Raw genomic sequence first — 15,303 nt, forward strand, 5'->3', positions numbered from 1 at the left:
CCCACAAGTTGGGCCGGCTATAAGTTTTTTGTTAGCAATTATTATAAATGCGAGTATGCACTTTCAACATTATAGAACACGGAAGTATTGTGATCATGATAGCTGTGCAGGAGGACCAATTTGTATGCGAGGTTGTCGATAACGGAGATGGCATGGATATAGAGCAGCTACTTGCGCTAAAGAGGAATCGCCCATTTATCTCCGGCAATGACGACAGAATTAAATTAATGTACAGGGAGAAGATACTAAAATTAACATTCCATTAATTAACAAATAAAGAATGTGCTAATTAACCAAAGATTGTACTAGGCAAGTCATGAAAAGTGAAAAAATGATCCAATAATAGCACCAAAGCTAGCAAATATAATACAAAAGGAAACGAATACAAAGTGATAAGATGGATGCGTATATAGAAAACGCTTTCATCTTTTTTTTAGTATTCAAGGGGGATTATTTATTGAAGAAATTATTAATTGTTCTGCTTTCTAGTGTTATTCTCCAATCGATATTGAGGATCATGCGACCTGAAAATTGGTAAGTAGATTGCGAGAGAAGATTATGATTAGAAGTAAATATTTAAATAACTAGTCTACTGGAGGGAAATCAATTGAGTAAGAAGATTTCAACGTGTATAGGACTCATCTTTGTCCTTCTTTTTATAACGGTGTCTCCCGTTTTTGCAGATACTAACGATGGAAACACAGGAGCCCAAGTTGTAAATGATATTTACACGAATCAAAAAAATTATGTGGATCTCAGATTTGGCATGTTTATCCACTATAACATGGGAACCTATCACGATCAGGAATGGGTAACACCGGGACAAAATCCTCTTTCATTTAATCCTGAGCATGTGAATACGGACCAATGGGCGCAAGCCGCCAAATCTGCAGGCATAAAATATTCCGTTCTAACAACTAAGCACCATGACGGGTTTGCCCTGTGGCCAACCAAATATGGCGATTATAACGTAATGAACAGCTCCTACAAGAAAGATATCGTAAGGCAATATGTAGATTCTATGCGCGCTCAAGGAATTTTGCCGGGAATCTATTTCTCTATCTGGGATCGTCAAGAAGGTATCGCTAAAGGTTCTGTCAGCAGAGCGGATATCGAATTTATTAAAGGTCAACTAACGGAGTTGCTGACTAATTACGGTGAAATTCCGGTTTTGATTATCGACGGCTGGGCTTGGGAAATGGGTCATAACGAAGTTCCATACCAAGAAATTCGCGAATTAGTAAAGCGCTTACAGCCTAACATTCTTATAGTGGATCACAATGGACAAACGCAGCCATGGGAAGAGGACATCATTTATTTTGAAGAACCTAAGGGCGTTTGGGCACCTTTCAACAATACGATTGCTGCAAACCAGGGCATGCCGCTAGTTTCCAATCAATGGTTCTGGCACGATTGGATGACTAATACAGAGCCGGCAAGCGTAGAGAATATTGTGGAGGATCATCTAGGTTATTTGGAACCGCGTTATACAAACTTTTTGCTCAATATTTCACCGAACCCGGATGGAGAGCTGGATGATAACGTAGTAAAACGATTGGCAGAGATCGGACAAGCATGGTCGCCGAATGAATCTCGTCCTCCACTGCCGCAACAGCCAATCGTGATGGAGCATACGATCACAGCTAATTCAGCAACGGCTACAAGCGGGAATGCGAGTGGTGCTATTGATGGACTTATGGATTATGTAGGTACTACCGTTGAGAGCGTTTGGCAATCCAACACAACTCTGCCTCAATCCATTACACTGGATTTGGGCTACACGTACAACAACATTAATATGTTGAATTACTTGCCTTCGCAAAGTGTATCACAAGGTATGATTACTTCCTATACGTTATATGTGAGCGAAGACGGAACGAACTTCGCTTCAATTAAAAGCGGCACATGGGATGGGGACAATACGATGAAACGTGTGACCTTCCCATCGCACACAGCACGCTATTTCAAACTGGAAGTGAACTCGGCCGTTGGCGGCTTCGCTGCTGCAGGCGAGCTGGCAGTCGGCTCCTACACCAATGAAGTTCCAACTCGGACGGGAATTGACTCCTTTGATGTTAACACGTTGTATCGCTTCGTCAATAAAGCGACTGGCAAAGTATTAGGAGTTGGGAATTCGTTGACGAATGGAGCGGCTGTTGCTGGGCGAACCCAATCAGATGCGCTGGATCAGCAATGGGTTATTGATGATTTGGGTCTGGGCAAATATAAGATTGTCAATAAGCATAGCGGACAAGTTATGGATGTCCCAGGCGCCAGTAAATCACCTGGAAATCCAGTTATTCAATGGACAGATTCTGAAACTGCTGCAGATCCTACAGTCATAAACCAGCAGTGGGCCATCTCTAATGTTGGCAATGGCTACTTCAAAATTACTAGCGTAAACAGCGGCTTGGCATTGGAAAATAGCAATGGTTCTGACGCTGACGGAAATCCGGTTCTTCAAAACATGTATACTGGCAGCGACAGGCAGTTATGGAAAGTGGAAAGACTGCCATCTCTGATTAAAAATGTGAAAGTGAACGGAGTGCTGGTCAAAGGCCTTAATGCTGAGAATCGTTCGGCGACACTGACCGTTTTGAGAGAGAAAAACCTGGAAGTTCCAACAGTTACAGTGGACAAAGCATCTGAAGATGTACAGCTTGTAATTGACCCAGCCGACAGCTTGCCAGGCGCGACTACCATTACAGCCACTGCCGACGGAGGGGCGACACAGGAAGTCTACACGCTGAACTTCGAACTGGTGGATCGATATGCGAGCGACCTGGAATGGTTAAATGCATCCTCAGGCTGGTCAACCGTGAAGAAGGACAAGAGTCTAGACGGAAATGCGATTAGACTAATGGGCAGCAACGGAGCAATAACGTACGAGAAAGGTTTTGGTGTGCATGCCGAGTCGAGAATTATATTTGATATTTCCGATAAAAACTATGAGTCTTTCAATGCTCTTGTCGGGGTCGACCAAGAAATGACCAAATCGTCGTCTTACGCCGACGTGGAATTCAAGGTGCTTGTAGACGGTGCAGAAAAATTCGCAAGCGGCCAGATGAAGCTTACTGATGTAGCTAAACCGGTCGATGTCAATGTAGTCGGTTCAAGCATCGTGGAGCTGGTTGTTACTCAGAGCGATAGCGATAATAGCGAGGATCATGCAAGCTGGGCCAATGCGATGTTTAGAATTGCGAATGGCAAATCCGAACTGAAGGAAGAATTGCCTGAAGTGAACTATTTGAGCGACTTGGATTGGGTAAGTGCTGAGTCCGGCTGGAGTACGGTTAAGCGTGACAAGAGCATCGACGGCAATGCGATCGTATTGAAGAATGGGGACCAAGATCTCTCCTTTGGCAAAGGCCTTGGGACTCATGCCAATTCATCGATTAAGTATGATCTTACTGGAGCTGATTATGAGACCTTCTCCGCCTTTATCGGCGTAGATAAGGAAGTGAACGGCGGAAGCAACAACGGCTCGATACAGTTTAAAGTGTCGGTAGTGAAGAACGATGACACGATCGAATCGCTTTACTCCGGAGACGTGTTGCGTGAGTCGCAAAACGCGCAATTTGTAAAGGTGCATGTTAGAGGTTATAAGCAGCTGATACTGGAAGTGACCGATTCCGGCAATGGAAATAGCGAGGATCATGGGGATTGGGCGGATGCGAAACTGACTGTTGGAGCGTCAATGCCAATATTAACACAATCGATCACGGTTTCGAGTGCATCGGACAGCCTTGGCACCAAGGGAGGCACACTGCAATTAAGCGCTGCAGTATTGCCAGCTGACGCCACGAACAAAGTAGTCACATGGGCGGTGTATGAGGCAGATGGAACGACTGTAACAGATAAAGCAACAATAAGCGCAATCGGTTTGCTAACAGCTGTGAAGGATGGTGCGGTGAAAATTGTAGCGACTGCAGCAGATGGATCAGCAGTAACCGGAAGCAAGGTCATTACAATTAGCGGTCAAAGCAAAAGTGATGGCGGCAATGGCGGAGGCAATAATGGTGGAGGCGGCAGCACGACAGAGTCGAGTGTCGGAGATCCAGCAGTATATGAATCCAAAGGTAGCGAGCTTTCGGTTGATATAGCTGACAACACAGTGAAGGCGGAGCTAGATGCAGAAGCCTTTATGAAGAAAGTTCAAGCATTCGAACAAGCAGGAGACAACGCAGGCTCAGTACTGAGCATTAAGGTTTCTGGTTCATACGCAGGCTACGAGGTAATAATTCCAGCAGAAGCAGTGAATCGTTTGGCGGGAAGCAAGCCTAATGCTGTCATTAAAGTGACTAGTTCATTAGGAAGCTATGCATGGCAGGTTTCTGAGCTGACAGGGAAAGGCCTTGATCCAAACGGACAAGTGATTGTACGCATTGGACAAACAGACCCGGCAGTGCAGAAAGTTTTGGAAGAAAAGCTTGCTGGCAGCGATACAAGGATACGAGGTGCAGTTGTTGGCTATGAAGCGGGACTGAAAGAAAAGGGAGCGACAACGGAGCTGAAACCAACAGGTTATGTAGAGCGCACACTGATCGCAGATGGTGCAGTAAGCAATCCGAATGAAGCAACGGTAGTGAAATACGATCCGGCAACAGGCGAGCTTCGCTTTGTTCCAGCCGTATTTACGGTGAAGGATGGTAAGACGAGAGCAACGATCCAACATAACGAAAACGGCCTGTATGTAATTTTGGAAGGCAAGAAGACCTTCGCAGATATGCAGGGTCACTGGGCGCAGCAAGCGGTAGAAGCACTGGCATCTAAGCTGATTGTGAAAGGGAAAACAGAAACGGCATTTGATCCTAATGGTCAAGTGACGCGTGCAGAATTTGCGTCCTTGCTCGTGAGAAGCTTAGGTCTGTCGAGCAAAGGATCGGATCAAGCATTTACTGACGTAGCAGCAAGCAGCTGGTATGCAGCAGATGTAAACGCAGCGGTACAACACGGGTTAGTACAAGGAGTAGGCAACAACAAGTTCAACCCTGACGCATTCATCACTAGAGAGCAAATGGCTGTTATGATTATGAAAGCTGTTCAGCTTGTTCAAGGTGATACAAGCGCTGAATCGAATTCATCAAGCAATTCGTTAGCTGCATTTGCTGATCAAGACCAGCTATCGGGCTTTGCCCGTGAAGCGGTTCAAGCCGTAATAAATGCAGGTATTATGAATGGCAAATCGGAAACCGCGATTGCGCCTAAAGATACAGCAAGCCGTGCTCAGACGGCAGTCATGCTGAAGAGGGCATTGAGTTTTCTTCAGCTGATTAATCCGTAATTAATAAAGCATGACATATAGTCAGCTCACCATTTGAGCTGACTATGTGTTTTTAACCAAACGGATTAGATGAGACATTTCAATTTACAAACTGATTAGGATATATTGCTAATCAAGTAGTTATTCTCACAACCCTAATTGTAAACCGTATCAAAAGTTGCATCCAAGAAAATGAAGCTGATTTTGGAAATAACCTCCAGAACGATAAAGATTGTGTCTGCCTACAACTTTAGACACTCCTAGCAATTGTACTTATATACATTAAATTACCATTATTTTCATTAAATCTCACGTCTGATCTGGACAATTATACATGAAGCGAATACATGCATACATGGATGAATATGTGGAATTCCTCTACAATTATTACAATTGCCAAGAGTGGAGGAGGGTATTTAATTGAAAGGCCAAAGCTGAATCGATATTGTATGGTCTCTTCTCTAGGAATCATTTTGTTTTCTTTAGATTTATAGACAAATATACGCTTTACACTCTAGCAATTTTCAGGGCTTTTTAGATTGAAATCAAATCGTAGCGTATTAATTATAGGTTGAAAAGCTGCAAGGGGGCAGAAATGAAACCAATATATAAGATTATGATTGTAGATGACGAGATGCTTGTTAGGCAAGGAATCAAGCACCTTCTAGATTGGGAACAGGAGGGATACCGAATTGTCGCTGAGGCTTCGAATGGTCTTGAAGCTTTGGATTTGGTTGAGCAGGTCAACCCTCATGTCATTCTAACAGACATCGTAATGCCGGTTATGGACGGTGAGGAATTTGTTAAGCGGGTGAAGGAGAGGTACCCTCATATTGAAGTTATCGTTTTAAGCAGCTTCAGTGAGTACGGCTACGTTCGCTCCACATTTCAGAGCGGTGTAGCGGACTATATCCTAAAGCCGAAGTTAGAAGCCGAATACCTGTTATCGATCTTAAATAAAACAACTGCCAAAATGATTGGGACGCAGATGGGTGATCATGGAATTGATATGGAAGAAAAACAGCTTACACGAATAATCGAGAAGCTAATGAGCGGTTACGAGGCTTCGCAAGAGCCTGGGTTGGTGCATTCGAAATTTCCATATAGACGCTATGCATTTTTCGGAACGGACATGAACCATATTAAAGATTCTGACGATAAGGTGACTTTTGCAAGCCAAATAGATAGAGGGCTGCGTAATCTCAGCAAGGACAAAGCAGCCTATATGCAGCTGAAGTTTGACAACGATTCTATTCTTTTCTTAATCAATGTGAATCCAGAGCAATGGGTCGAAATGGTCATGGAGCTCAGGTGCCTCGTCGCAGAAATGACAGAAATTAAGAGCGGTACCCAATTCGTTCTTAGTCAAAGCTTCGAGGATTTTAGCCGTCTTGGTGAGATTTATCGGAGCAATTATTTGAAGCTTACAAGATATAGCTTTTACCTACCGACACGAAGCCTGATTGAAAATGATCATTTACCGGGGCTCTCGGATGCGTATCAAGAATATGACATGGCCGAATTATCAGAACAGCTGCGACGTAAGCAATTCCAGAAGGCGTTTATGAGCTTTCTGGAATTTGTGCAATTGTGGTCGAAGGACTATCGTACCGAAATTTTCGAATTCAAATCGTTTTTGGGTAACTTCATATTTAATGTGACGACAACACTTGGAAAAATGAAGTATGAGACCCCGGGTGGGGAAGACGCTAAATACGACTACTTCCGGAAAATTGATGAAGCTAGGAATGCCAAGGACGCAATTGCTATTGCTGAAGCATTCATACACGAGGCAGAACATGTGATTCGCAAGGCGAATTCACTATTTAATCCAAATATATCTAATCTACTTGAATATATTCATGAGCATTACGCTGATCCAATCACGCTGACCGGAGTGGCGAGGCAGTTTCATTTCAACGCTTCGTATCTGTCTAGTTTTTTCGCTACTCATAATGAGGAAGGTTTCAGTGAATACCTGAACAAAGTGCGGCTGGAAAAAGCGATGGAGCTTCTCTTGACGACGGGAGAATCGATATCCGAAATCAGTGCAAATGTAGGCTATTCGGACCAGAGTTATTTCACGAAGGTGTTTAAAAAGCATACCGGCATCTCGCCAAGCCAGTATCGGAAACAATACTCGGAGGAGATAAAGGAGTCATGATAAGAAATGCTGCATTAAAGCTGAAAAAGCAGGGCTTGTTCCTCAAGTTGTTTCTCGTCACGCTCATTAGCATCGTTACCGTATCGCTAATAACTCTAGCAATTACGATCAGCATGTCGGAAAAATTATTTTTTCAAACGTTCAGCATTACTAACAGCAAGCTGCTGAACCAGATGAAGACCAACCTTGAGTCCTACAACTACACGGTAGCTACTGGCGCAGCGATGATAGCTCAAAATGCCTCCATCCGAAACTATTTATCTGGCGAAGAGACGGATGCAGTATCACTTGCCACCGAAACATACCATATGACAGAAGGCATGAAGGCGATTCGGTCCAACTTTAGCGCTTATGACGTTGGGATTATGATCATAGGCGTAAATGGTCGGAGTTATTCAACAGATGCTTATTATTGGTCCACTTTCGCCGAGGAAATGAAAAATCACACCGTTATGAAAGCAACAAATGAGCAATCTGCGCAAACCCTGTATCAGCTCTATCCAGCTGGTGATAGCAAAGGCATAGCGAAAGAGCAAGTGCTTGTGGCTTCCAAAGCTTTATTTGATCAACAGACAAATAGTTTTTACGGCACCTTGTACGTCGCGATTCGTGATCGCAATTTCAGATCTTTTTATGCTAACTTTACGAGTGAAGGCAATGACGTGCTGTTGATAGATGATAATGGATTAATTGTGTCCAGCAATCGGAGCGAGCGGATTGGTATGATGGATAAGCCGTTATATACAGAAGTAGCAGCTCAGCAGCTTGGAGAAGAAGATGAAGGATCTGCCTACGTCATGGGTAATGAACGAATCGTGTTTTCTGAGTATTTGCCGGAGTTTGATTTTTATCTGGTAAATCTAATTGACAAGAAAGCCGTGACCGGGCAGATGGTGAATGCAGAAGCAGTGACGTTGACAATCATGGTCATCGTAGCGATTTCCCTTATTATCGTATTTTTAATTACCCGAAAAATGACGAAGTCCCTGCGTGTACTCGTTAAACAGATGTCAAATATTCCAACAAGTGGATTCGATAATCATATAGATATCGCTACTAGCAGTTATGAAGTTAAAGAGCTGGGCAACGCTTTTAATTATATGCTTGATGCACTGCATGATTATGTAGATCGGCTGTTGGAGACTCAAAAGCAAGTGCGTAACGCAGAGCTGGCCGCACTTCAAATGCAAATCAATCCGCACTTCCTATACAATACGCTGGCATCAATAAAGTTTTTGGTGCTCCAGGGTAATAAGGAAAAAGCAGCAGGTACAATTAATGCACTTATCTCTCTCCTGCAAAATACAGTTAGTGATGTAGAGTCCACTATTCCTGTTTGTCAAGAACTGGAGATAATGAAGCATTATGTCTATATCAATCATGTACGGTACAGTGAGAAGATACGCGTGAATTATTTTGTGGAGCCTGACAGCTTGGATTACCACATACCGAAGCTCATTCTCCAGCCTTTTATCGAAAACGCATTCTTTCACGGATTCAATATTAAAGAACAGGGAAGTATTTTGATCATGATAGCCGTGCAGGAGGACCAACTAGTATGCGAGGTCGTGGATAACGGAGACGGCATGGATATGGAGCAAAAGCAGCTGAAAGTGGAGCAGATACGTACGCCGAAGAGGAAACGCCAATTTTTCTCCGGCATCGGCATACGTAATGTTGACGACAGAATTAAATTAATGTACGGGGAGAATTATGGGATTAACATAACAAGCAAACGGGGAGAAGGTACTAATATCAAAATTAACATTCCATTAATTAATAAATAAAGAATGTGCTAAACAACTAAAGAATGTGCTAGAGACGTCATGAAAAGTGAATAAACGATCCAATAATAGCACCAAAGCTAACAAAGAAAATACAAAAGAACATGAACACAAAGTGTTAAGATGGATGCGTTATTGGAAAACGCTTTCATCTTTTTTTATTTTACAAGGGGGATTATTTATTGAAGAAATTAGTTTTCGCTTTGCTTGCTGGCGTTATTCTCTTGACGGCATGTTCGTCTGGTGGAACGAAAGGCAGCCTAACAAGCTCGGGCGATGAAGGCACTCCCAATTCGAAAGAGATTACAGTTTGGGCGTGGGACCCGGCGTTTAACATTGCCGCCATGGGTGTAGCAAAAGAAGCATATTCACGAGTTCATTCGGATGTCATGATCAACATCGTGGAAAACGCGCAGGCTGATATCGTTCAAAAGCTGAACACCGTGTTGAATTCAGGTTCTACGAAAGGTTTGCCTAACATCGTATTGATCGAGGATTATCGAGCACAGAGCTTTTTGCAAGCGTATCCGAATTCGTTTTATGAATTGACAGACGCCGTAAAAGTCGAAAATTTCGCTGATTATAAGATTGATCCAACCAGTGTTGATGGTAAACAGTACGGCGTACCATTTGATTCAGGTGTAACCGGAATGTATGTACGGACAGATTATTTGGAGCAAGCGGGCTATAGCTTAGCTGACATGGAGGAAATCGACTGGAAGCAGTATATCGAGATCGGTAAAGCTGTAATAGAGAAGACCGGCAAAAGCATGCTAACCCTTGACCCGAACGATCTTGGACTTATTCGCATGATGATGCAATCTGCGGGGCAATGGTATACGGCAGAGGATGGCAAGACTCCGATCATTGCAGACAACGCTGCTTTAAAAGAGGCGATTGAATTGTATAAAGAAATGCTGGATTCCGGCATTGCGAAGGTGATATCGGACTGGAGCCAATTTGTTAGTGCATTCAATCATGGTGAAGTCGCCAGCGTACCTACCGGTAACTGGATTACCCCTTCAATTAAAGCTGAAGCTTCCCAGTCACAAAAATGGGCAGTAGCTCCGCTTCCTAAGCTTGCAGTAACAAAAGGTTCCGTCCATGCATCAAGTCTTGGCGGCAGCTCTTGGTATGTAATGAATGTGGAGGGAAAAGAAGCTGCTGCCGAGTTTCTCATAAAGACATTTGCTTCCGATGCTGAACTCTATCAGTCTCTAAATACAAAGATTGGAGTCATTGGTACCCTAAAGGCTGCGGCAAGTGGAGAAGCTTATTCTGCAGCAGATGAATATTTTCAAGGCCAAAAAATCGTATCTGATTTCGCAAAATGGACTGCTAAGATTCCGACCGTCAACTATGGCATGAACACTTACGCCATAGAGGATATTATCGTTGTTGCACTGCAAGCTTATTTTGGAGGGAAAGATGTGGATACCGTTCTGAAGGATGCGCAGATGCAAGCTGATACTCAAATTAGCTGAATACACACAACTGTATATCATAGTTTCTCTCCACTGCCCCCAATTGTTAGACACCATCTAACAATTAGGGGGCAGTTTTTCTATGATCAGGTCTAAAGTTGATTCACGGGGAAGTTACGATCACCAAGCTTGTGCATGACTTGGTGTGCCACGTGCTACCTATTACCGATGGAGAGCAAAAAACGAAACTCGGCCATTGGACAGCATGGTTGAAGAGATTACAAGATTAATCACAAGCGCGTACAACGAATCATGCAATGTGAGCAGCTTCAATGTCGAGTCAGAGTCAAGAAACGAAAGCACACAGGGCAGCCTGCTCAAACGATCTATCACCAACTATTCTTAATTCTAATAAGAAATTACTTATATATAGAATCTTAATTTATACGCTTATTCATAAGCGGTTGCACAATGCTCATATCGGGAATTGTGTATCCAATAGGCATTAATTGAAGAATACGATTCCAGATGTTTTTTTGTTCAATATCATGGGCTGATGAGAATTTGGAATCGATCATCTGCTGTAAATTATGAGCAGTTAGCAATTCTGGTCTTGTCAGGTTAAAAAGTATTGATCTTCGACGTGCTTTTTTAAGCACTCGTTTAATTATCTTCTTTTTGCGAGTCTTCTTTTTCTGTTTTTTCGTTTTCTTATTTTTAATGCGATTTGATATCTTCTTCTTCGTAAGATGCGCCATTTACTTCTTCCTTTCTTTTTCTTCCGTTGAACAGGTTGAACAGGTTGAACAGGTTGTATAATTTGTGTAGGTTGTGTAGGTTGTATAGGTTGTATAGGTTGTATAGGTTGCAAACTTATTCCGTTATCGATTTCTGGATGCTTGCTTTTCGCGAGATTATACAAATCGACGACACGTTCAGTCATCGCATGCAATGACCAATGTTCCTCTCCCCATCTCTTTGCATGATTTGCCAGCTCAATCAGTGATGTTGAATCATCTTCATCTAAGGCTGATCTTAAGCAATGAAACAGCTGATCTCTATCTCCAGCATGAAATACAAGTCCAGTCGATGAGTGGGTTACCATTTCTGGAATACCACCAGCGTCTGAAGTGATGACTGGCTTGCCTGCAATTTGTGCTTCGATAATGACAAATGGCTGGTTATCCTGCATGCTGGGCAGGACGACAAAATCAGCTTGTCGAAGCAATTCAGGAACATCCTCGCGGTTTCCCATAAAGATAACGTGATCAGTAAGACCGAGATTATTGGCAGTTTGCGTTATTTCTTCACGAAGAAAACCATCTCCTACGAACCAACAAATCCAATCCGTACGTTCTTCCTTTAGTTTGGCTAGTGCATAGATGAGATGGATTTGACCTTTCACAACATCAAAGCGTGCAGGGCACATAAATACTTTCTTCTCAGCAGGTCTTGTAACATTTGATTCTCGATTCATGTTTTGAAGAAACTCGTCAATGTCAAAACCATAATGGCTGACTGTAATACTATGTTCTGGAACAGAAAATTCATTTACTAAAACATCTTTTAACCACTGCGAGGGCGAGATTGTTACATCACTGACGGTTGCACCCAAATTTTCACGTATGGCCGAATAGTGCCAAAGCGGGGTATTTGTGTCTTGTTCCAGTAATCCCATTTCTTTCAACTTAACAAACCACTCTTTGGTGAGACAGCCATGAATTGTTGTTACTAAAGGAGTTCTAGGAGATTTAACACGTGACAACGCATGTGCGCTAACAATGTCCTGTGCATGGATAATATCATAATCGGATAAGTCGAAGTACAAGGCAGCTGCTTCAATACAATACCGCTCAATTTCGGTGCTAGTTATCCATGGATCAGTTCCGGGCAAATAGTGATTCATATAGAGACTAGCCTGATCGGCAATAAGAGATGTTAGTTTGCTTTTATCAATGAATAAGCTTTTTCCTGGGACATGGAATCCCTGTCCATCCGGCGTCGGGGAGAATATATCTACGTGATGCCCTGCGAGCTGTAATCCTTTTGACAACTGATTGACATACGTATTTACGCCACCTGCATGAGGTAGAGACCAGCTGCAGGCGATTAGTATTCGCATTTGTTCCCCTCCGGTCAATTTGTCTGTCATTCCACTATCATATGAGTCTATTACAATAATGTTAACGTACATCCACCTATTTTTCTCTCGTATCATTACAGGCGATTGTCAAACAACAATTGCATCCAGTCGGTATAATTCAATATCCTCAAAATCTTATAAACTTCGTGACATTCTACTATTTCTGTAAAATATAGACTTTTATCTAATGCGAGTTTGATTAATTTTCGTATGATGCTAGAAGATTAGTCAAAGGAGTTGAGAGAGTGAAAGAGCATGCTACTAATTATAAAATTGGTATTATTGGGCTAGGGTACGTTGGATTGCCATTGGCTGAGTTGTTCCTTGAGAAAGGAAATACGGTTTATGGCATTGATACTGATGAACGAAAAATCAATATGTTAAACAAGCGTCAATCCTATTTATCTGACTATAAGAAAAACGAGATTCGAGATCTTTTCAGTAAAAATAGTTTTCATGTTGGGACTACCTTCAATGTCATCGAGAAAGTCGATGTCATAATCATTTGTGTGCCTACGCCGCTAGATGATCATGATCAACCTGATTTGAAATATGTGATTGGAGCTGCACAAAATTTGCTTCCACATTTGCGAAGAGGTCAACTCATTGTATTGGAAAGTTCTACGTACCCGGGAACTTGTGAGGAGCTGCTTAAGCCGATTTTGGAGTCCACTGGTCTCCTAGTAGGCAAAGAAATTTCGCTCGCATATTCACCAGAACGAATTGATCCCGGTTCGAAATGGGAATTGGAGCATATCCCCAAAGTTGTCGGAGGCGTAACGCCATCATGCACATCCTATGCCAAGGAAGTATATGAAGCAGTGTTTAAACGCATGGTCGTCGTGTCTTCACCGCGCGTTGCCGAAATGACGAAGCTGCTCGAGAACAGTCAGCGTTATTTGAATATCTCCTTTATGAACAGTCTGTTGAAGATATGCGAGGAGCTGGATATAAGCCTGTGGGAAGTGATCGAGGCAGCAGGTACAAAGCCATATGGTTTTATGAAATATTATCCAGGTCCTGGTGTTGGCGGACATTGTATACCGGTTGACCCATTATATTTGTTGTGGAAGTCGAGGGAACACCATATTGATTTGCCTTTTATTGAGCTTTGCCGTCAGGTAAATGAGGATATGCCTAGTTTAATAGTAGAACGGGTTGCAAAGACTTTGCGTCCTAAAGAGCTAAAGGAATGCAATGTACTTGTCATCGGGGTTACGTATAAGAAAGATATAAATGATCTGCGAGAGTCCATCGCGCTGCACATTATAGAGCAACTGCTAGAATCCGGAGTTAAGGTAGATTATTTTGACCCATATGTAAATGAATTGAAAATTGGCGAAACTGTGCTTCATGCAGTCCCGCTTACGGCACGAAATATGAGAAATATTGATTGTACATTAATTTTAACGGATCATTCGAATATTCCTTACGAGCTATTTGTGAAACACACACCTGTTGTCATAGATACACGCAATGCTACAAGCAAAGTCGCAGACCGTAAAAACGTCATCTTACTTTAAAAGGGGGGAGTTCAATGAAAATAGTAGTAACTGGTGGCGCAGGTTTTATCGGCTCACATTTAGTTGAGTGTTTGCTGGAGGAAGGCCACACCGTTTGGACAATAGATGATTTCTCGAATGGGCGGCCGGAATTTTTATCTCATCTCCAAAACCATAAACGTCACACACTTATCCAAGGCTCAGTAATGGATCGAGTGGTGATGAAGAAATTGATTGCCAAAGCTGATGTTGTTTACCACTTAGCGGCTGTTCTAGGCGTTAAAAATACGGTAGATGATCCCATTAAAGTTATAGAAGGCAACATTGACGGTACACGCAATGTACTTGAATTAGCATATCCGCGCCATGTCAAAGTCATTTTTGCTTCAACATCCGAAATATATGGAAAAAATGAGGAGCTGCCTTTTCACGAAATGTCCGGACGTATCTATGGTGCCCCCTCTGTTCATCGTTGGTGCTATGCAACGGCGAAGTCGCTGGATGAGCATATGTGCTTTGCTTATGCCCAAAAGGGACTTCCAGTTACCGTGCTTCGCTATTTCAACGCATACGGACCTAGGCAAACAAATTCGCAATATGGCGGTGTTGTAGCACAATTCATTAAGGCAGCCTTGAAGGGAGAGCTACTTGAGGTTTATGGAGATGGGTTTCAAAAACGTTGTTTCACTTATGTAGAGGATACGATCTCTGGTACTTTAGCAGCACTCAAGCCGGAAGCTAACGGACTTGCATTCAATATCGGTACGAACCGCTCTATCTCGATTAGGGAACTTGCAAACTTGATTGTTTCTCTTAGCAATTCGACATCTTCTATCGTGTCCAAAACGTATGATGAAGCTTATGGCGCGGGTTATGAGGATATACCGGCACGAGAGCCGGACTTAACAAGATCACAAACTTTGCTTGGCTATAGACCTTCCGTGAAGTTGGAAGAAGGACTTATGAGAACAATAGACTGGTATCGAAATCATATATGATTTTTGTTCCTTTTGGCTGAAAGAG

At 42.7% G+C, this 15,303-nt stretch carries 7 protein-coding genes; 6 read left to right on the forward strand and 1 reads right to left on the reverse strand.

From position 1 onward, the window contains the following. Positions 1-607: 607 nt before the first annotated feature. The 4 genes from BK120_RS00530 to BK120_RS00545 all read left to right on the forward strand — a co-directional run bounded on the left by BK120_RS00530 (position 608) and on the right by BK120_RS00545 (position 10,695). The gene (locus tag BK120_RS00530) at positions 608-5,284 is read left to right on the forward strand and encodes an NPCBM/NEW2 domain-containing protein (protein WP_076265527.1); all 4,677 of its coding nucleotides are present in this window, start codon (positions 608-610) and stop codon (positions 5,282-5,284) included. Positions 5,285-5,858: 574 nt separating this feature from the next. Next, positions 5,859-7,427: a response regulator transcription factor gene (locus BK120_RS00535; protein ID WP_076265528.1), complete on the forward strand. Its 1,569-nt coding sequence runs from the start codon at positions 5,859-5,861 to the stop codon at positions 7,425-7,427. Next, positions 7,424-9,214, forward strand: a complete 1,791-nt coding sequence (locus tag BK120_RS00540; RefSeq protein ID WP_076265529.1) for a cache domain-containing sensor histidine kinase — start codon at positions 7,424-7,426, stop codon at positions 9,212-9,214. The genes BK120_RS00535 and BK120_RS00540 overlap by 4 nt, the downstream gene beginning before the upstream one ends. Positions 9,215-9,393: 179 nt before the next feature. Beyond that, positions 9,394-10,695, forward strand: coding sequence for an ABC transporter substrate-binding protein (locus BK120_RS00545; protein ID WP_076265530.1), 1,302 nt, complete (start codon positions 9,394-9,396; stop codon positions 10,693-10,695). A gap of 607 nt (positions 10,696-11,302) precedes the next feature. Here the strand turns inward: BK120_RS00545 and BK120_RS00555 are convergent. Next, positions 11,303-12,757 (reverse strand): glycosyltransferase family 4 protein, encoded by a 1,455-nt coding sequence (locus BK120_RS00555; RefSeq protein WP_076265532.1) that lies wholly within the window; start codon positions 12,755-12,757, stop codon positions 11,303-11,305. 266 nt (positions 12,758-13,023) lie between these two features. On the opposite strand from BK120_RS00555, the gene BK120_RS00560 reads away from it, so the two are divergent. Both BK120_RS00560 and BK120_RS00565 read left to right on the forward strand, forming a co-directional pair. After that, complete coding sequence (locus tag BK120_RS00560; protein ID WP_076265533.1) at positions 13,024-14,301, forward strand: nucleotide sugar dehydrogenase; 1,278 nt, start codon at positions 13,024-13,026, stop codon at positions 14,299-14,301. Positions 14,302-14,315: 14 nt separating this feature from the next. Beyond that, a complete protein-coding gene (locus tag BK120_RS00565; protein WP_076265534.1) occupies positions 14,316-15,278 on the forward strand; it encodes an NAD-dependent epimerase/dehydratase family protein in 963 nt (320 codons plus the stop codon). Positions 15,279-15,303: the final 25 nt, after the last annotated feature.

The organism is Paenibacillus sp. FSL A5-0031 (assembly GCF_001956295.1).
GTDB lineage: Bacteria > Bacillota > Bacilli > Paenibacillales > Paenibacillaceae > Pristimantibacillus.